Annotated in this window: 15 protein-coding genes, 1 other RNA gene and 1 pseudogene; 11 read left to right on the top strand and 6 right to left on the bottom strand. The window is 42.6% G+C overall.

All coding sequences use genetic code 11. The annotated features are described in order from the left end of the window. Positions 1-30: 30 nt before the first annotated feature. From ppsA to rplI, 5 genes are all read left to right on the top strand, one after another. Positions 31-2,412 (top strand): phosphoenolpyruvate synthase, encoded by a 2,382-nt coding sequence (ppsA, locus tag H2245_RS02205; protein WP_182405541.1) that lies wholly within the window; start codon positions 31-33, stop codon positions 2,410-2,412. 258 nt (positions 2,413-2,670) lie between these two features. Then, entirely contained in the window at positions 2,671-3,648 is a 978-nt protein-coding gene (locus tag H2245_RS02200) for an RDD family protein (RefSeq protein ID WP_259365038.1), read from the top strand. A gap of 289 nt (positions 3,649-3,937) precedes the next feature. Then, entirely contained in the window at positions 3,938-4,345 is a 408-nt protein-coding gene (rpsF, locus tag H2245_RS02195) for a 30S ribosomal protein S6 (RefSeq protein ID WP_182405539.1), read from the top strand. Between the two features lie 16 nt (positions 4,346-4,361). Beyond that, positions 4,362-4,592 (top strand): 30S ribosomal protein S18, encoded by a 231-nt coding sequence (rpsR, locus tag H2245_RS02190; protein WP_062536005.1) that lies wholly within the window; start codon positions 4,362-4,364, stop codon positions 4,590-4,592. 20 nt (positions 4,593-4,612) lie between these two features. Then, positions 4,613-5,116, top strand: coding sequence for a 50S ribosomal protein L9 (rplI, locus tag H2245_RS02185; RefSeq protein ID WP_182405537.1), 504 nt, complete (start codon positions 4,613-4,615; stop codon positions 5,114-5,116). A 104-nt stretch (positions 5,117-5,220) separates the two neighbouring features. Here rplI and H2245_RS02180 read toward each other — a convergent pair whose 3' ends face one another. After that, on the bottom strand, positions 5,221-6,600 hold the full coding sequence (locus H2245_RS02180) for a PLP-dependent aminotransferase family protein (RefSeq protein WP_182405535.1): 1,380 nt from the start codon (positions 6,598-6,600) through the stop codon (positions 5,221-5,223). Positions 6,601-6,822: 222 nt separating this feature from the next. On the opposite strand from H2245_RS02180, the gene H2245_RS02175 reads away from it, so the two are divergent. Then, the gene (locus tag H2245_RS02175; RefSeq protein ID WP_182405533.1) at positions 6,823-7,686 is read left to right on the top strand and encodes a DMT family transporter; all 864 of its coding nucleotides are present in this window, start codon (positions 6,823-6,825) and stop codon (positions 7,684-7,686) included. Between the two features lie 83 nt (positions 7,687-7,769). Here the strand turns inward: H2245_RS02175 and ssrA are convergent. From ssrA to prmB, 4 genes are all read right to left on the bottom strand, one after another. Beyond that, positions 7,770-8,128, bottom strand: a transfer-messenger RNA (tmRNA) gene (gene ssrA, locus H2245_RS02170). Between the two features lie 97 nt (positions 8,129-8,225). Next, positions 8,226-8,909 carry an alpha/beta hydrolase gene (locus H2245_RS02165; RefSeq protein WP_182405531.1) on the bottom strand — a complete coding sequence of 228 codons (684 nt, stop codon included), beginning with the start codon at positions 8,907-8,909 and terminating at the stop codon, positions 8,226-8,228. 116 nt (positions 8,910-9,025) lie between these two features. Next, positions 9,026-10,132 (bottom strand): chorismate synthase, encoded by a 1,107-nt coding sequence (aroC, locus tag H2245_RS02160; protein WP_182405529.1) that lies wholly within the window; start codon positions 10,130-10,132, stop codon positions 9,026-9,028. A gap of 98 nt (positions 10,133-10,230) precedes the next feature. Continuing rightward, positions 10,231-11,418 (bottom strand): 50S ribosomal protein L3 N(5)-glutamine methyltransferase, encoded by a 1,188-nt coding sequence (gene prmB / locus H2245_RS02155; protein ID WP_182405527.1) that lies wholly within the window; start codon positions 11,416-11,418, stop codon positions 10,231-10,233. Between the two features lie 484 nt (positions 11,419-11,902). Between prmB and H2245_RS02150 the strand changes: the two genes are divergently transcribed. Then, the gene (locus tag H2245_RS02150) at positions 11,903-13,288 is read left to right on the top strand and encodes a L,D-transpeptidase family protein (protein ID WP_404944651.1); all 1,386 of its coding nucleotides are present in this window, start codon (positions 11,903-11,905) and stop codon (positions 13,286-13,288) included. A 130-nt stretch (positions 13,289-13,418) separates the two neighbouring features. Here the strand turns inward: H2245_RS02150 and H2245_RS02145 are convergent, their stop codons facing one another. Continuing rightward, on the bottom strand, positions 13,419-13,631 hold the full coding sequence (locus H2245_RS02145; protein ID WP_182405523.1) for a hypothetical protein: 213 nt from the start codon (positions 13,629-13,631) through the stop codon (positions 13,419-13,421). Between the two features lie 415 nt (positions 13,632-14,046). Here H2245_RS02145 and alaS point away from each other — a divergent pair, with 415 nt between their 5' ends. From alaS to H2245_RS02125, 4 genes and pseudogenes are all read left to right on the top strand, one after another. Next, a complete protein-coding gene (gene alaS / locus H2245_RS02140) occupies positions 14,047-16,719 on the top strand; it encodes an alanine--tRNA ligase (protein WP_182405521.1) in 2,673 nt (890 codons plus the stop codon). A 327-nt stretch (positions 16,720-17,046) separates the two neighbouring features. Continuing rightward, complete coding sequence (locus tag H2245_RS02135) at positions 17,047-18,333, top strand: aspartate kinase (RefSeq protein WP_182405520.1); 1,287 nt, start codon at positions 17,047-17,049, stop codon at positions 18,331-18,333. A 377-nt stretch (positions 18,334-18,710) separates the two neighbouring features. Continuing rightward, positions 18,711-18,878: pseudogene (gene csrA, locus H2245_RS02130) on the top strand (carbon storage regulator CsrA); the annotation flags it as partial. A gap of 204 nt (positions 18,879-19,082) precedes the next feature. Next, positions 19,083-19,433: a HopJ type III effector protein gene (locus H2245_RS02125; RefSeq protein WP_182405518.1), complete on the top strand. Its 351-nt coding sequence runs from the start codon at positions 19,083-19,085 to the stop codon at positions 19,431-19,433. Positions 19,434-19,537 lie beyond the last annotated feature (104 nt).

The raw sequence follows: 19,537 nt of genomic DNA, 5'->3' as shown, positions 1-19,537 counted from the left end.
TACTAAATAACCTTATTTTCTGGAGTTATCATGGCAGCGGAATCTACAGCACTTGTAATCAATCTTGATCAGTTAGGAAAAGACGACATCGAAATGGTCGGTGGCAAGAATGCTTCACTTGGTGAAATGATCAGCCACTTATCTGATTTGGGCGTTAGTGTTCCAGGCGGCTTTGCCACAACTTCAAATGCTTTTTATCGTTTTTTAAACGAAACAGGCTTACTTGACAAAATTAACAGTGAGCTAAAAGCGCTTGACGTTGATGACGTTGTTAAACTTGCCGCGACTGGTAAAAAAATCCGTAACTGGATTGTTGAACAAGAATTACCAAAAGATCTAGAGCAAGCCGTTCGTGATTCATTTGCAGAAATGAGCGATGGTCAAGAGATTGCGGTTGCCGTACGCTCTTCTGCCACTGCGGAAGATTTACCAGATGCGTCATTTGCTGGTCAGCAAGAAACGTATCTAAATATTCGCGGTATTGATAACGTTCTTATTGCTATTAAAGAAGTATTTGCTTCTTTATATAATGACCGCGCGATCTCTTATCGTGTGCATAAAGGTTTTGAACATGAAGGCGTGGCATTATCTGCTGCCGTACAACGTATGGTACGTTCAGAAACTGGCGCAGCTGGCGTGATGTTCACCCTAGATACAGAAAGTGGTTTTGATCAAGTGGTCTTTATTACTTCAAGCTACGGCTTGGGTGAGATGGTTGTGCAAGGCGCGGTCAACCCTGATGAATTCTACATCTCAAAGCAACTGCTTGCCAATGGTAAACCTGCGATTATTCGCCGTAACCTAGGTAGTAAACAAAAGAAGATGATTTATGGCGATGAAGGCAGCACTGCCAAATCAGTTAAAGTCGTTGACGTTGAAAAACAAGAGCGTATGCAGTTCTCTTTAACCACAGAAGAGCTGACCAATCTTGCCAAGCAAGCCGTGACCATTGAAAAGCATTACGGTCAAGCGATGGATATCGAATGGGCAAAAGATGGCGATAGCAACGAGATTTTTATCGTGCAAGCCCGTCCTGAAACCGTTAAAAGCCGTCAAGACAGCAACGTAATGGAACGCTATGTCATCGATACTAAAGGTGCCAAAATCTTATGTGAAGGTCGTTCAATCGGTCAACGTATTGGCGCGGGTAAAGTACGTATCGTTAGCAACTTAAATGAGATGGATAAGGTTCAAGAAGGCGACGTTTTGGTTTCAGACATGACCGATCCAGATTGGGAACCGGTTATGAAACGTGCGGCAGCGATTATCACCAACCGTGGTGGTCGTACGTGTCACGCCGCCATTATCGCGCGTGAGCTTGGTGTACCGGCTATCGTTGGTTGTGGTAACGCCACCGAATTACTGGTTGATGGTCAAGACGTCACCGTATCTTGTGCGGAAGGCGACACTGGCTTTATTTATGAGAGCCAAATTGATTTTGAAATACAAACCAACTCTATCGAATCTATGCCTGATTTGGCGTTCAAGATTATGATGAACGTGGGTAATCCAGACCGTGCCTTCTCATTTACCCAAATGCCGAATGAAGGTATTGGTCTTGCCCGTCTTGAGTTTATCATCAACCGTATGATTGGCGTGCATCCAAAAGCGTTACTTAACATGAACAGCTTACCACGTGAAGTGGCACAAGCTATCAATGAACGCATTGCTGGCTACGCCTCACCTGTTGACTTTTATGTTGATAAATTAGTTGAAGGTATCTCAACCTTAGCTGTTGCCTTCATGGATCAGCCCGTTATCGTGCGTATGTCTGATTTTAAATCAAACGAATACGCTAACTTGCTTGGTGGTAAATTATACGAGCCATCAGAAGAAAACCCAATGCTTGGCTTCCGCGGTGCCAGTCGTTATGTGTCTGATAATTTCCGTGACTGCTTTGAGCTTGAGTGTAAAGCTCTTAAGCGCGTACGTGACACCATGGGCTTGACCAATGTCGAAATTATGATTCCGTTCGTACGTACCGTTGATGAAGCCAAACAAGTACTTGAGTTACTTGAGAAAAATGGTCTAAAACGTGGCGAAAATGGTCTGCGCGTTATCATGATGTGTGAGCTGCCAACCAACTGTTTACTTGCTGATGAGTTCCTAGAACACTTCGATGGTTTCTCAATCGGTTCAAACGACTTGACTCAGTTAACGCTAGGTCTTGACCGTGACTCAGGTATCATCTCGCATCTGTTTGATGAGCGCGACCTTGCAGTGAAGAAACTGTTGTCTATGGCGATTGAAGCTTGCCGCAAAGCTAATAAATATATCGGCATCTGTGGTCAAGGTCCATCTGACCATCCAGATTTCGCTTTTTGGTTAATGGAACAAGGCATCAGCTCAGTATCATTAAATCCTGACTCTGTACTTGATACTTGGTTCTTCCTAGCAGGTGAAGAGGCATAATAACGTGTCATCATTGTTAGCCAGATAATAGGCTACGATTAGCTATTATTAATAAATAAGTATTACCATGCATTTTAGGGTTTGTCTGCCATTTATCATTTATACTGATGAGTGACCAGACAAACCCTAAGCTGTATATGGCGGATGCTAAAAGTGCCTCTCACCTTTACTAAATGTATTAATAAAGCGCACTTGTTAATGGCAAACGTATCCTAATATAATACTGTAAGACATAACTCCCAATGAATGTAGGCAACTATGCAAATTTTTCTTGCTCGAAATAATGTACAAGCCGGACCTTATGATGTCAATCAATTGAACATTATGTTGGCATCTGGTGAAGTGACGCTTGAAGACTTAGTATGGCATGACGGTTTAGATCAATGGCAGCGTCTTGGCGATTTAACCGGCAATCAGACCGTCTATCGTCCTCTACCGACTGTCACAATGAATAACACCAGTACCGATGACCACATTATTAATAATGTCACCGTATTTCCAGAAGACACGAATAACGGTCAAAGCAGTTCAGACAATAAAGTATCTACTGATAGATTATATGGCAAAGCAGAGCGTCCAGCAGATAGTGCCAAGATGGATATGACGAGCAACCGTCAGCAAACGCCAGCTCGCAATGTATCCTTAAACAAATCCAATACCACACCCATTTCTGCCAAAGATAAAGTGATTGGTAATGTGGTCTTAGCGCCTATCATGTCACGACTATTGGCGACTGCGCTCAATGGCTTACTTTATGTGCTATCTATCGTTCCATTGGTGATGGCATTAACCAAAATGGATATTGACTATACTAAATTTCAAGATATCCAAAATATAGACGCCGCTTATCAATACTCCATGACCCTAATGGAGAATATTCCAAGCGCCACCTTAATGATGTCACAAGTGATGGTTTTTGGGCTCTTTACCTTACAGCTGCTATTTATTATGCTACGTGGTCAGTCGCTTGGTAAGCTATTAACCGGTATTCGTGTGGTTGATCAAACCACGCACCGCTTGCCATCGTTTATTAAATTGGTCGGCATGCGTACCCTACTGCTGTTTATCATTTATAATTTGCTATTTTCCTTTACTAGCTTTTTAGGTTTTGTAGTGATTGCAATGCATTATTATGCCGCATACAAAAGCCCTGAAAATATTGGCTGGCATGATAAACTTGCCAAAACTTTAGTGGTTAAAGCGGATAACAGTCAATTGGTTAAACGCAAAAAATAACGCTATTAGTAATAAATCATCCCTTTATCAATAAAGAGCATCGTTCAAACGTTGCTTTTTTATTTGCCTGTATTATTTATTTTATAATTTTATTAAATGCACACAAGCGATAATCCTTTGTGTTCGAGCAGAGTTGCTGCTATAATACGGCGCTTTATAAGCTAAGCTTATCCCTCATTATTTTGAGTCTCATTATTTTGAATCTCATTATTTCGAAACTAAGTTTACCTCATAGATCTCCTTGCTATTAACATAGGGTTGATAGCTACTAATCCGTAAGGAGTCCATTATGCGACATTACGAAGTGGTGTTACTTGTACACCCAGACCAAAGCGACCAAGTTGTCGGTATGGTTGAACGCTACATCAAGTTGGTTCAAGACAACAACGGCATCATCCATCGTCTAGAAGACTGGGGTCGTCGTCAATTGGCTTACCCAATCGACAAGATTCATAAAGCTCATTACGTTCTTTTCAACATTGAAACTAACGGTGAGACTTTAGCTGAGCTTGAAGAGCTGTTCCGTTATAATGACGCGATCATTCGTAGCCTAGTCATGCGCCGTGACGACGCAATCACTGAAGAGTCGCAGTTAGCTAAGAATGCCGATGAAAAACGTGCACGCAAAGCAACAACTACTCGTCGTCCAGACAGTCGTGAAAACGATAATGACGACAACGACCACAGTGAAGACTAATTAAAGGAGAATACTTATGGCACGTTTCTATCGCCGTCGCAAATTCTGCCGTTTCACTGCTGAAGGCATTACTCACATCGATTATAAAGATGTAGAATTGCTAAAACAGTATATCAGTGAAAATGGTAAAATCGTACCTAGCCGTATTACTGGTACATCTACTAAATATCAGCGTCAACTAGCGACTGCTATCAAGCAAGCTCGTTATCTTTCGCTATTACCATACACTGATAACCATCAGGGTTAACCGTTAACTAGGAATGACTCATGCAAATTATTTTGTTACAGCGTATCGTCAACCTTGGTAAACTCGGTGAAACTGTCGATGTAAAACCAGGTTACGGACGTAACTTTCTTATCCCTCACGGCAAAGCGTTACCTGCAACTGCAGTTAACATTGAAAAGTTCGAAGCACGTCGTGCTGAACTTGAAGCCGAAGAGAAAAAAGAGCTCGATACTGCTCAAGAACGTGCTGATGCATTGACTGACGTTAATGTTATCATGCGTGCTAAGTCAGGCGACGAAGGTAAATTATTTGGCTCTATCGGTACACGCGATATCGCTGAAGCATTAACCAACTCAGGTCTAGAAGTAGATCGCGCTGAGATCAAGCTTCCTGAAGGTGCATTACGTCAAGTTGGTGAATACAATGTTGATATTCAACTACATCATGACGTTACTGCCACTATCTTAGTTACCATTCTTTCTGAAGATGGCGATGACGAAGCAGCAGAAGATGATCAGAGCGAAGATGATTATTCTGAAGAGTAATCTTTAGAATAACGGATTCAATTATGAAAAAAGCCAGTGACATTATGTTGCTGGCTTTTTTTATGGCTATTTTTATAGATATAAAATATCGTCAGAAAGTACTTTTAATTTAACGTCCTCGCCAACACCTCAAATACACGCGCATCGCTTGCTTGTGCCACATTAAAACGCATATAACCTTCCGCACTTTGTGATTGGCTAAATGCATTGCCTGGAGCTAGGACTACGCCCTGCGCCAAGCATCGACTCGCTAATACAGCTGCACTATTGCCATCGGGCAGTTTGCACCACAGAAACATACCAGCCTGTGGGGTCAGCCAAGGTACAATGCCTAGTGTAGCCAAACATGGTACCGTTTGCGCCCGTGCACGTGCCAAACGGGTATGTATTGTACTCATATGCTTACGATATCCACTATTATTCAATGCAGACAGTACGACTGCCGCTGCCAATTGTCCACCACCAAAGCCCGTCGCTATTTTTAAATCTAATAAGCTTTCTACCCATTCAACAGGAGCCGCAATATAACCACAGCGTAAGGATGCCGATAAGGTTTTAGAAAAGCTACCAATATAAAACACCCTCGATAAGCCATCTAATGCAGCAAGCCTAGGCGCTGGAGTGGTTTCAAAATCCGCAAAAATATCATCTTCAATAATATATAATCCTGCTGCCTGCGCCAACTGCAGTACACGATATGCGGTCGCTGGCGATAGCGTCGCGCCGGTTGGGTTATGTATAGCCGCATTAGTAATATAAAGACGCGGTTTATGTTCCTCTAAAATTGTCGCAAAGGTTTCCACATTTGGACCAGTGGGCGTATAAGGGACGCCTATCACTTTGACTCGATGCGCACGTAATAATGCATGGAAGTTAAAATAGCAGGGATCATCGACGACTACGGTATCACCTGGGCTCAATAAAAAACGAAAAATGAGGTCTATGGACTGAGTGCCGGATTCCGTTAATATCACTTGTGACGGTTCCGCATCAATACCTAAACCAGCCATACGCCGTACTAATAATTGGCGTAATGCTAGTAACCCTAATGGCGTCGCATATTCACTGATAACTTGAACATTTGCTCTTGCTACCTGCCGTAATCCGCGTCGCATACCCTCTTCATACAACCAATCCGGTGGCAACCACCCACAGCCCGGTTTTAAAACGCTATCAGAAGGCTCTAAAGACTGTCTTGATATCCATAATGGGTCTACCATTCGATCAAGGTTTGGACTCATATCTGCCAAAGACAACGGTGCAGTAATATCTGCAACGTAGAAACCAGCGCCAGGACGAGAGTATATGACCCCATCTGTTTGCAACCGCTCATAAGCTTCTACGACTGTTGATGCTGAGAAGCCGTAGCTTTTAGCAGCAGCACGTACAGAAGGCAATCGGGTGCCCGGCATATAAATGACAGTAGCTATTTTTGCTTTTACATTTGCCATGACTATCTCAATTCTTGTCAATTGAACTCTCATATCTCATTCATCTTTGATTGCATGCCTCGCGTTTAGAATATCATCCTATAGCAAGTTTAAAATCAAGCCTTACCAAAGTTAAAAACATAGTAATGGCTTAAAAAGCTAATACTGTATGGGTTAGCAATACCAAACAGTTTCGTTTAATTGTACTGGATTGTATATAGATTACCTATCGCGTTTTTGTTTTAATCACTGCATTGAATATACAGTGAGATGATTATGAAAAAGATAACTCAAGGATGGATCAGTGGTTTTATTGGCGTGGTTATTTTCGCAGGGTCGCTGCCAGCAACACGTCTAGCGGTTATGGGCTTTGATCCTATGTTTCTTACCGCTGCAAGAGCAACCCTTGCCACACTACTTGGCGGAGCAGTATTATTATTATTAAAACAAAGTATGCCGACTAAGGCTGATTTGCCAGCATTAGCTATTGTGACTTTGGGCGTGGTCATTGGGTTTCCTTTATTAAGCGCATTAGCATTACAGTATGTCACCTCTGCACACGCGATTGTATTTCTAGGAATATTACCATTATTTACAGCCATCTTTGCGGTTTGGCGCGGGGGCGAACGTCCTCCTGCATTGTTTTGGTTATTTGCTTTGTTAGGCAGCACATTTGTCGCCGGTTATGCCGCATTAAGCAGTGGACACACGTCATTGGTAGGAGGTTTGCTTATGTTGGGCGCTGTCATAGCTTGCGGTCTTGGTTATGCAGAAGGTGGGCGTTTATCAAGAACATTAGGCGGTTGGCAGGTCATCAGTTGGGCATTGATGCTATCGTTACCTATTATGTTACCCATTGCGTGGTTGACGTGGCCAAAATCTTTGGTAGAGATAAGCATGACGGCTTGGGCAAGCTTAACTTATGTGTCTTTATTCAGTATGTTTATCGGCTTTATATTTTGGTATCGTGGTTTGGCTTTGGGTGGTATTGCAGCCGTGGGTCAGTTACAACTGATGCAACCTTTTATGGGCTTAATATTAGCGGCTATCTTACTCCATGAGACAGTGAGCATAGGTATGTTGATAAGTACATTAGGAGCAGTAGTCTGCGTAGTAGGTGCTAAAAAATTCGCGGTTTAAATAATATAGATCAATAACAGGAAGTTTCAATAATAAATACATAAAAAAAATCCGACCACCTAAGTGATCGGATTTTTAATGTTTGGTGGAGATGGCGGGAGTTGAACCCGCGTCCGCCAGCATTACGCTCATGAATCTACATGTTTAGTTTCTGTCTTTGGCTTTAATCCGCACCGATCCGACAGTCAGGATGGATTGGACGATTCTCTACTTTTGAACCCAAGCGATTGAGACAATCCCTTGTGGCGAGCCTATATGCGGACGCTTCAACTTAGTTGACCGACTATAGGTGATCAGCTACTAAGTAAACAGGGTTTAAGCTGCTAGAGCGTAATTTTCGTCGTTTGCGACTATAACAATATATGTTTGATTAACGAGAGGACATATACTCTCGACATGCATCATTGAGTTTCATCACCAGCGTCGAAGCCAGAACATCCCCAATTGATAGGCGCATTATATAGGAAATATGACCTATATGACAACCCATAACTTATAACTATTACATCACGTTACACGTTATCTGTCTCTCACTCATATCATTTAGAGGTTTGCGTTAACACTTTATTTAACCACATACCGATACCTTGAATTTGTGGCATACAAACCTGATGTGCCATCGGATAAGTGCGGTATTCAACAGGGTAGCCTTTAGCCGATAATAACTGCTGCGCTTGTTCTCCAAGTACAACAGGAACCACAGGATCATACGTACCATGCTCAATTAGTATGGGCATATCTTTATTTGAAGTACTATAGTCTAAGGTCTCATTAGTGGCAAAATAAGTGGACAGTGCCATTAGCCCCGCCAAACGCTGTGGATAGCTAAGCGCCAAATGATACGCCACTGCCCCGCCCTGCGAGAAACCAGCTATCACAATATATTCAGGCTTTATACCGCGCTCTATCTCACGGTTTATTAAATCGGTAATTTGCTGTGCTGATGTTTCAATTTGACTAACATCAACCTTGCGCTCAATACTCATCTCCAAGATATCGTACCATGCTGGCATTACCATACCGCCGTTAATGGTTACTGAACGTTCGGGTGCATGAGGAAAGATAAAGCGAACTGCCATATCGTCAGCCAAGCCTAGTTGAGGTACTACTGGCTCAAAATCATGCCCACTAGCACCCAAACCGTGTAACCAAATGACCGCTCGATTAATGGCTTTGTTAGCAGGATTATGTTCGACAATAACAGCATCTAAATATTTACTCATTTGTTATCCCTTATACTAAATTTCGAAGATATAAAAAAGCCCTTTGAATTCTTTAATAAAGAGTCACCTTTAATCAAGAATGCAGAGGGCAGTTGCATGACCGTTAAGCAAATAGTCTAATGCTCAATAGCAGCAATTGGCGGTACTACATCAGCATTTTGTCCACGATTACGCAAATAGTGGTCAAGTAAGACAATCGCCAGCATGGCTTCAGCAATTGGCGTGGCACGCACCCCAACACAAGGGTCATGACGACCTTTGGTCAACATATCAACAGCCTCGCCCTGAGTATTAATACTTTTGCCAGCCGTAGTAATACTCGACGTTGGCTTTAACGCAATACTGACACGGATATCTTGCCCAGAAGAAATACCGCCTAAAATACCACCAGCATGATTGGCGGTAAAGCCATCCGGTGTCATCTCATCGCGTGCGCTATGCCCAAATTGCTCAGCAACTGCCATACCATCGCCAATCTCAACCCCTTTAACGGCATTAATACTCATCATCGCATGAGCAATGTCGGCATCGAGACGGTCAAAAACCGGCTCACCCAAGCCTACTGGAACGCCACTGGCAATAATTTCTAGGCGTGCGCCACAGCTGGTACCTTCACGGCGTAAACTATCTATCAAAGTTTCAAACCGTCCAATCGCATCTTTATCAGCACAGAAAAACGGATTGCTATTTACAAAATCCCAATCAATAGCCTTTGAGTCCAACACTTGCGTGCGCTCATGACCCATTTGGGTAACATGCCCGCGCACTTGTACGCCCAAACGCTCGTAGAGATATTTTTTCGCTATCGCACCAGCAGCTACACGCATCGCAGTTTCACGTGCTGAGGAGCGTCCACCACCGCGATAATCGCGAAAGCCGTATTTCATACTATAGGTATAATCAGCATGACCGGGGCGAAAAGTATCTTTTATCTCGCCATAATCTTTAGATTTCTGATTGGTATTACGAATCAGTAACCCGATAGACGTTCCAGTGGTTTTACCTTCAAAAATACCGGAGATAATCTCTACTTCGTCAGACTCACGGCGCTGGGTTGAGTATTTTGAGCTGCCTGGTTTGCGGCGGTCTAAATCTATTTGTAAGTCTTCAGCACATAATGCCAAGCCTGATGGTACACCATCGACAATAGCCATCAAGCCTGCCCCGTGTGACTCACCGCACGTGGTCACTGAAAAAAGTTTTCCAATACTATTGCCAGCCATGTTTATCCTTAAACGGGTAAAACCTATTATCAATCATTGAGGTTAGAAGGTATTGCACACGTATGCTAATGCCAGTGAACGGTAAAATAAGCTGTTATTTATTGAGCTTGAACCCCTAACAACTGGACATAATGCGCAAATAAATGGCGATGGGTCATCAGTTCATCAAACGTAATAGCGAATACACCGTGACCACCATTGGCAAATTTGAGCCAATCGAACTGAATATCAGGATAAGCTTGGTTCAATGCCCATTCGCTGTCGCCAACTTCACAAATCAGTAAGCCTTCAGGACTTAAATAATCAGCAGCGTTATATAAAATATGATGCACCAAATCAAGTCCGTCTTGACCGGCTGCTAGCGCATGCTCAGGCTCATATAAAAACTCAGGCGGCAAATCTGCCATAATAGCGGCATCCACATACGGTGGATTGGTCACGATCAGCTCGTACTGATGCTCAGGTGGCAGCTTGGCAAATAAGTCAGATTCAATGACATTTATTTGATGGTTTAAGTCGTGATGATCCACATTGACCATTGCCACTTCTAACGCGGCTTTATCAATATCAACGGCATCAACTAAGGCATCAACAAAACGCGTTGCCAGTGCAATAGCAATACAGCCAGAACCAGTACACATATCCAAAATGCGCTCAGGCTGTGACAATTGCATCACCTCTAATCCATGCTCATAGAATTTTGACGCCTGCTCAGTGCCCTTTTTACCAAGCGGCTTTGCAAGTTCATTAGCATCAAAATAAGGATAAAACTGCTGCTGAATCAACTCAGCAATCGGCGAACGTGGGATTAATACACGCTCATCCACATAAAATGGCAAGTCACAAAAATAGGCTAAATTAATCAAGTAGCTTAGCGGCTTACGTTCAGCAATACGCTCTTCTAATAATGCCAATACTGCCTGCTTTTCTGAAGAAGTCAAACGACAATCCAGAATCTGCTCATCAGCTGACCAATCTAGCGATAAAGAATGCATGACAATGGCTGAGGCTTCAGCGAACTCGTCAGTTGTTCCTTGCGCCACGACTACCTCATAGTTGCGTAACTGAGTGACACCAAAGCGGATAAAATCGCGAATGCTAAATAACTGCTCACGGGCTTCTTCAAGCTCTGCATGCAGTGTGGCAAACTGACTGTGCTCTGTGAGCGATCCAGTTTCGTCCGCTGCAAATTCATGCTCGGAATCAAGATCAAACTCATGCGACTCGTGACCACTAAAATATTGATTCTGAAAATCTTCTGCACTGATGGTTTGGTGTTCCGACATATCTCACCCTATTGGTTACATGCACACTGACTAGCGACTTATTGGCGACATGCTAATGGATTAATTAAAACGTGTTAGCGCATTATAGACATAAACGTTATGCAGCGCCAATAACTGTCACAGTTAGTTTAATAAAAACGACGCTGGCAAAATGCGAATAAGAACCTTGCAATTTCTTATTCGCATTTTATATAAACAAAATTTCTTTTACTATCTCGTCATTAACGTAGCACTACCTTTATAAAAAAGCATATAAGAAGATAAAAAAGAGACTAGCTAACTTATTATGCAGTAAAAGGTTGCATAAAAATATCTCAAAATGCAGCATACTGCAGTTTGTGCTTAACCCAATCATTACTATATTGTACGTTATACGTCAGCAACTGCTACGCAATCACTAATTCTACCAAAAAGAGTCGTCAAAAATTTGCGCAGTGCCCAAATTATGCGCATAATAGCCCCATTAAACTTTCAACTGTGACTCATTATGATGACCATAAAACCTCTTGTTATTTCTATGACCATTGCCGCGTTGAGCGCAACCGTTAGCATTAGCGCTCTTGCTGCGCCGAATGACAACAGTCGTCCGCTATCTGTGCGTACGGCAGATAAGTTGTCTGACCTTGCGGTAAAAACTAGCCTTAATGTCCAAGAAAACCGTAGCCACGCAACGAGCAACCACACTGCAACTGCAAAATCAATCAATCAGCCAAAAACTACGACTCAACCTAAAGCAGCTGCTCAAGCTGGTACTAAGCTTGCCGCTGATAATATGAGTGTGGCAGAGCTTACCCGTAAAGATGATCAGTCTGATGATATCAATGGTGGTCAAGTGGTTGCCGATCCGGGTAGTACTGCCTCTTACGATCCTTTTGCCAATCCAGACTTCTCATTCCCAAGTGATGGACAACGTCTCGATGCTAATAATGATGCGGCAATCAAAAGCATTGAAAGTATCGATGGTAAAAAGCATACCACTCTGAACCTATCCAATTATGCCAAGCAAGTGAATGAGGCAGTTTGGACGCCAAATATGAAAGTCAATTCAGCAATGACTATCAAAATGCAAGCCTTACTAGATTGGAATCATGCTTCTCCCGGCGCTATTGATGGTGGCTGGGGCATGAACAGTAAAAAAGCATTGATTAACTTCCAAAACATGCGCGGTTTACCCGCTACTGGGAAAATGGATCAAGCCACTTGGGATGCGCTGATTAAAAATATTCCTGCGAATAAGCCGGTTTTAGTTACCTATACGTTGATAGATGAAGACCTTAATACCAACTTTGCAGTGACCCCAGCTGGCGCTGAAGAAAAATCTAAAATGAAAGGTCTATATTATCAAGACATCAAAGAGATGTTAGGAGAACGCTTCCATATGGATGTGCGCTATCTTGATAAATTAAATCAAAATAAAACCTATCAAGCTGGTGAAACCGTCACCGTCCTAAATACTCGCGCTCCGTTAAAAGAGCGTATTACCCGTGTGGTTGCCAGTAAAGCAGACAAAACTTTATACGCTTATAATGGCGATAAATTGGTTGCTACCTATCCAACCACCATCGGTAGTGACAGCACGCCATCACCGCAAGGTAGCTTTAAAATTGTCAATAAAGTAAAACTACCATGGTATAAAGCCACCGTTGGTGAAGGTGCTCAGAAAAAAGTGCATATGTTACCACCAGGTCCAAATAGCCCAGTTGGCGTAGTATGGATGGGTCTATCTAAGCCTTCTTACGGTCTACATGGTTCACCAAAACCTGAAGGCATCAGCCGTCAAGCATCAGCTGGTTGTGTGCGCTTGACCAACTGGGACGTACTAGAGGTTTATGCTAATATTGAAAATGGTGCAACGGTTGAGCTAAAGTAAAATTTCCTTAAAGTTTAAGCTATAGTATTTTCTAGATAACTAGCATTAAAAAAGACCCTTAATATGGGTCTTTTTTAATGCTTAACACTTTATGCTTACCTTCATGCCATTTATAGAGGATTATTTGCTCCTAGACTTTATAACCTTCCTCATTACCTGTAATATTTCCTATTTTTTTAGTCAAGAATAATCCAGCAGGTATTGAGACCAAGACACCAATGGCAACTGCAATTTGGATATGCGGGATTTCATTGAATCCTGATAATAACGCGGCAATCATGAATATGCCGATGATAACGGTTGCTGCCATTGAGTAAATCATAGAGAAAAGGGGCCAGTTCATAATATAATCCTCATACTTTGTGTGGGTATGACTCATTTATACGCTATATCCCTACTTATAGTAAGCTTTTCTTGTAGACGGCTTAGCCATTTATAAAGGCTGACTTTTGTTCAAAACCATGATAGTATTATGGAGTTAGTTGAGGTCCTAAAAAAATGGACATTTCACCATAATAAACTCCCCTCTCTTCGCGGTTTTCTTACTTCTATTATCTTTTACCTTGCGTCCATTCTTCTTATCGAATAATTTATTAAAACAATAAATCTTGTCTCAAAGCCAATAACTGCAAAAATTATTGAATATTGCGGTGTGACGCATATCGTTTGCCAAGTGCGCTAATGAGTGTGCTAAAATCGCTGACAAAATATTTTATCTATCATTTACTCAATCATTCCATTGCCAGTAAGGAGCCGCTGTGAGCCAGCCTTTTCGCTCAGCCGATATTCGCCAAGCTTTTATAGACTTTTTTGTGAGCAAGCAACACACTGCCGTCGCTTCATCGAGCCTCATTCCGCATAATGATCCTACCCTGTTATTTACCAATGCGGGTATGAATCAGTTTAAAGAAACTTTTTTAGGTATGGATCCACGCGATTATACGCGTGCAGTAACGTCGCAAAAATGTGTCCGTGCAGGCGGTAAGCACAATGATTTGGATAACGTAGGCTATACCGCACGTCATCATACGTTCTTTGAGATGCTTGGTAACTTCTCATTTGGCGACTACTTTAAACAAGCAGGCATTGGCTATATTTGGGAATTTCTGACCAGTGCTGAGTGGCTAGCGATTGATAAAGAGCGTTTGTACGTGACCATTTATCATACGGACGATGAAGCGTTTAATATTTGGCATAATGATATCGGCTTACCAGCAGAGCGTATTATTCGTATTGGTGATAATAAAGGTGCTCCGTACGCGTCAGATAACTTCTGGACGATGGGTGACACAGGTCCTTGTGGTCCTTGTACCGAAGTTTTTTATGACCACGGTGCAGATATCGAAGGTGGATTACCTGGTACACCCGAAGAAGACGGCGACCGCTATATTGAGATTTGGAACTGCGTTTTTATGCAGTTTAATCGCCAAAAAGATGGCACTATGTTGCCACTACCTGCGCCAAGTGTCGATACTGGTATGGGGCTTGAGCGTATCAGCGCCATTATGCAAGGTGTCCACGGCAACTATCAAATCGACTTATTTACCCATTTAATGGATGCGGCTGCTAAGATTTTAGGCATTAATAATGAACAGCAATCATCACTTAAAGTAATTGCCGACCATATCCGTGCCGTCTCATTTTTGATTGCGGATGGTGTGATGCCAAGCAATGAAGGTCGCGGTTATGTGCTCCGCCGTATTATCCGTCGCGCGGTTCGTCATGGTAATAAGCTTGGCGCAGAAAGTGACTTCTTTTATCAAATGGTCGCGCCATTGGTTCAAGAGATGGGAGACGCCTATCCTGAGCTTATCGCTAAACAAAGTGTGATTGAAAACGCCATTCAAAAAGAAGAAACACAATTTGCCAAGACGCTTGCGCAAGGCTTACGTTTATTAGCCACTGAGCTTGAAGGTTTAAAAGATGGCGATGTACTGTCTGGCGAAGCCGCATTTAAGTTGTATGATACTTACGGTTTCCCTGTTGATTTGACCGCAGATATTACGCGTGAGCGCGGTATTAGCATCAATGAGGCGGAGTTTGACACGCATATGCAAGCGCAACGTGAACGCGCGCGTGATGCAGGCAAATTTGACGTTGATTATAGCAGTGTCATTCAAGTAGAATCACCGACCACTTTTATCGGCTATGAGCAATTGCATGACGATAATGTCAATATCGTTGCGCTTTATCAAGATGGTAAAGCTGTTGAGAGCTTAGAGGAAGGCGTGGAAGGCGTTGTGGTTCTTGATCGTACGCCATTTTATGCTGAAGGTGGCGGACAAGTCGGTGAACTTGGCGAGATTCGTAGTGCCTCTGGCGTATTTGAAGTACAAGATACCAAAAAATCAGGGCAAGCGATTATTCACTATGGTGTCGTCACCATGGGCGAAATAAATGCCAAGCAAGTGGCTGATGCACAAGTGCTGTCTAGTATTCGCGCTGCTAGTGCCAAAAATCACTCTGCGACCCATTTATTACACGCAGCTTTACGTCAAGTATTGGGCGCAGAAGTGACGCAAAAAGGCTCATTGGTTTCCAGTGAAGTCCTACGTTTTGACTTCTCTTATGACAAGCCTGTTAGTGCTGCTGAAATCATCAAAATCGAACGCTTGGTTAATGAGCAAATCCAAGCCAACGCCCCTGCTTGTATCGAAAATATGTCTATTGATAAAGCGATGGACAAAGGTGCCATGGCTTTATTTGGTGAAAAATACGGTAGCGATGTTCGCGTTTTAACCATGGGTACGGATATTATCGTTGATGGTAAGCAGCAGCCGTTTTCTATTGAGCTGTGTGGTGGCTTGCACGTTGAGCGTACTGGCGATATCGGACTGTTAAAAATCACCAGCGAGGGTGGTATTGCCGCGGGTATTCGCCGTATCGAAGCCGTTACTGGCATGAACGCGGTAAAATATATTCAGCAAAGTGAGCAGCAATTAAGTGAGTTGGCTGGTCAGCTTAAAGTTAAACGTCCAGAAGTCGCTCAGCGTGTGCGCACCATGAGCGAAAAACAACGTGAGCTTGAAAAACAGCTTGAACGTTTAGAACAAAAAATTGCCAGTGCCCAAGCAGCGAACTTGCTCGACAACGTACAAACTATTGCTGGTACACCTGTATTAATCAGCACTTTAGCAGGTATTGATGGCAAATCTATTCGTACCTTAATGGACGATATCAAATCCAAACTGCCTGACAGCATAATTGTACTTATCGGTGATAAAGATGGGCAATTGGCTTTATCAGCAAGCGTGGCAAAATCTGTCATGGCGCGCGTAAAAGCAGGTGACATCATTCGTTATCTGGCAGGTGAGCTTGGTGGTAAAGGCGGTGGTAAACCAGATTACGCCCAAGGTGGTGCGCCAAAAGCCGATAACAGTGCTGCCGTGATTAACGCGCTACCCAATTGGCTTGAAAGCCAACTTGGTTAGAAAATTTGGTAGACCTTATTGTCACGGCTTGGCGGAATGTTACGGTTGGTTATGACTGTTATAACCAATTACCATCTATTTAACAGCTATAGTGGCTTAAATTTATCGGGCAAATATGGTATAACGTGTAACAGTTAGCCAAGACGTAATTGCAGTGTTTGGTGCTACCACATAACTTCACAAGACAACACGGTGCTTATAACATCGTTTTTATCATCGTGATACTTTTGCTCATTCGGCTTTATCAAGGTCAGCTTCTCTCATTGTGACATTCATGATGAGGCAGGACTGGCAGATGGCCACTGTTGAATAATAGGTAATCTCTTTATGGCATTAATCGTACAAAAATACGGCGGCACGTCAATGGGCAGTATTGACCGTATCAAAAATGTCGCCAAGCGTATCAAACGCTGGCATGATCATGGTCATCAAGTGGTCGTTGTCGTCTCTGCTATGAGCGGCGAAACCAACCGTCTGATTGACTTGGCGCGCCAAATTAGTACCCAGCCTGATCCACGTGAATACGATCAAATGGTATCAACCGGCGAACAAGTTTCTATCTCATTACTTGCCATGGCAATTAAAGAGCTTGGAGTTGGTGCACATTCCTTTACCGGTCGCCAAGTAGCGATTAAAACCGACAGCGCCCATAATAAAGCGCGCATTGAAAGCATCGATAGTGAGAATATCCGTGCGCAATTAGATGCTGGCAATGTCGTTATCGTCGCAGGTTTTCAAGGCATGGACGAACACGGTAATGCCACAACTTTAGGACGTGGCGGCTCAGACACCACTGGCGTTGCAATTGCTGCCTCTTTAGGCGCTGATGAGTGTCAGATTTATACAGATGTTGATGGCGTTTATACCACTGACCCACGTGTCACCTCAAAAGCCAAAAAACTTGAAAAAATCACTTTTGAAGAAATGCTAGAGATGGCAAGTCTTGGCTCCAAAATTTTGCAGATTCGCTCTGTAGAATTTGCAGGCAAGTATGGTGTGCCATTACGTGTGCTATCCAGCTTTGATGAAGACACCGATGGCAGCTTTGATCAAGACTTTCAAGACAATGTCGGCACCCTAATTACGATAGACGAAGGAGATAACATGGAACAGGCAATCATCTCAGGTATCGCCTTTAATCGCGATGAAGCAAAAATTGTGGTACGCGATGTGCCTGATCACCCAGGTATCGCTTCTGCAATTTTAAGCCCAATCGGTCGCGCGAATATCGAAATTGACATGATAGTCCAAAATCTATCGACCAATGGCATGACTGATTTTAGCTTTACCGTCAATCGTACCGACATGGAAAAAACCATGAAAGTATTGAATGAGGAAGTTAAAAATGAAATCGGTGCCAAAGAAGTGCTGGGCAACAGCGATGTGGTAAAAGTGTCTCTTGTTGGTGTTGGCATGCGTTCACACGCAGGCGTTGCTAGCCTCATGTTCCAAACACTGGCTGAAAATAACATCAATATTCAGATGATATCGACCAGTGAAATCAAAGTGTCCGTTCTTATCCAAGAGCAGCATTTAGAAAAAGCAGTTAAATCTTTACATACTGCCTTTGGACTTGATCGTGAAGACGGTGAAAGTAAAGTTGCCGGTCAGTAATTTAAAAATATTAAAATAGTTCCTTCACTATTATTAACCGTTTTCCATTAAATAGGGTCTGCTTCGACCCTATTTTTTTATCTCTTTGTTGCTAGGATTGATGTGTTTGGTAGATGGGTAGGTATTTACCGCCCAGTTTTGTTAAAAACCGTGACAGTCTTTACTCTGACACTTATAATGACTCGTTCATTTGGGCTAATGAATTCACCTTTTATCACCCCTATTCGCACCATCTCGGTGAGTGCTTGACTATTGTAGATTTTTCTAGGCATTATTTTTTGAGAAAAGACACAAGCGTCATGAATAAGTGATATCCTGCAACTGAGATATAATGTAATGAGCAATATTTGTTTAATGCGACATAAGGAGTGTGACGCATGTTAATTTTAACACGCCGTGTAGGCGAAACCTTGATGATAGGCGACGAGGTCAGCGTGACTGTCCTTGGAGTTAAAGGTAATCAAGTACGAATTGGTGTGAATGCGCCAAAAGACATTGCTGTGCATCGCGAAGAGATTTATCAGCGTATTCAGCATGAGCGTTCGGTACAATCGCAGATGCAGCATCTTGAGCAAGGCAGCTTTGCACCATCCTTTGATGATGAAGACTATTTTAATCGCTAAAGTGTGGCATGTTTGGCTTTCCAGCCTTTAATTATAAGCAACAGGCACTATTATCTTTCACCGTTAATCATTAAGCATAGAGTAAGCAAATATCGCTTCTTCGTTTTGCTTTAAGGTCATTTACTTATGGGTATCCGCCAATCAGACGTTTCGGCTTTGCTTAATGGCTTACATAAAAAAGCCATTGGATTTAGTGATGTTATCAGCTTTATTGATGACTTCTATCTTTATGAGCCTGTGCCATTTGTGAATGGTATGGTACATAATGCTGCGGGCGAAAATGAAGGCAGTGCCAAGATTTTTGGTTTTGCTAAACTTCATGGATTAAATCAATTGGACACTTTAGCGTTATTTGCTGAGCATTACGCTAATGTCCAGGCTATGCCGAATGGTACTGAGCACGCCAATATCCGTAATTTTTTACATTGGGGCTGGCAGGGGTTTTTAATGCAGCATAATCCACTTTCAGAAATCTAAGTGACTAGTGTTCATTGATTAGCGCTAAGCCAATATCAGTAAAATATTGCTTACGATGCTATAAAGTATAAAAAGTACCAGAAATAAAAAGCCACGCTATTTAA

Origin of the sequence: Psychrobacter sp. GP33 (genome assembly GCF_014119005.1) — a bacterium.
In the GTDB taxonomy this organism is placed as follows: domain Bacteria; phylum Pseudomonadota; class Gammaproteobacteria; order Pseudomonadales; family Moraxellaceae; genus Psychrobacter.
Note: the sequence above shows the minus strand (reverse complement) of the source record. Positions and strands in the feature narration are given on the sequence as shown.

Excerpts from the sequence above, each read along its gene's own strand:
- ppsA (WP_182405541.1), top strand. The coding sequence starts at position 31 with ATGGCAGCGGAATCTACAGCACTTGTAATCAATCTTGATCAGTTAGGA.
- H2245_RS02200 (WP_259365038.1), top strand. The coding sequence starts at position 2,671 with ATGCAAATTTTTCTTGCTCGAAATAATGTACAAGCCGGACCTTATGAT.
- rpsF (WP_182405539.1), top strand. The coding sequence starts at position 3,938 with ATGCGACATTACGAAGTGGTGTTACTTGTACACCCAGACCAAAGCGAC.
- rpsR (WP_062536005.1), top strand. The coding sequence starts at position 4,362 with ATGGCACGTTTCTATCGCCGTCGCAAATTCTGCCGTTTCACTGCTGAA.
- rplI (WP_182405537.1), top strand. The coding sequence starts at position 4,613 with ATGCAAATTATTTTGTTACAGCGTATCGTCAACCTTGGTAAACTCGGT.
- H2245_RS02180 (WP_182405535.1), bottom strand. The coding sequence starts at position 6,600 with ATGAGAGTTCAATTGACAAGAATTGAGATAGTCATGGCAAATGTAAAA.
- H2245_RS02175 (WP_182405533.1), top strand. The coding sequence starts at position 6,823 with ATGAAAAAGATAACTCAAGGATGGATCAGTGGTTTTATTGGCGTGGTT.
- H2245_RS02165 (WP_182405531.1), bottom strand. The coding sequence starts at position 8,909 with ATGAGTAAATATTTAGATGCTGTTATTGTCGAACATAATCCTGCTAAC.
- aroC (WP_182405529.1), bottom strand. The coding sequence starts at position 10,132 with ATGGCTGGCAATAGTATTGGAAAACTTTTTTCAGTGACCACGTGCGGT.
- prmB (WP_182405527.1), bottom strand. The coding sequence starts at position 11,418 with ATGTCGGAACACCAAACCATCAGTGCAGAAGATTTTCAGAATCAATAT.
- H2245_RS02145 (WP_182405523.1), bottom strand. The coding sequence starts at position 13,631 with ATGAACTGGCCCCTTTTCTCTATGATTTACTCAATGGCAGCAACCGTT.
- H2245_RS02135 (WP_182405520.1), top strand. The coding sequence starts at position 17,047 with ATGGCATTAATCGTACAAAAATACGGCGGCACGTCAATGGGCAGTATT.
- H2245_RS02125 (WP_182405518.1), top strand. The coding sequence starts at position 19,083 with ATGGGTATCCGCCAATCAGACGTTTCGGCTTTGCTTAATGGCTTACAT.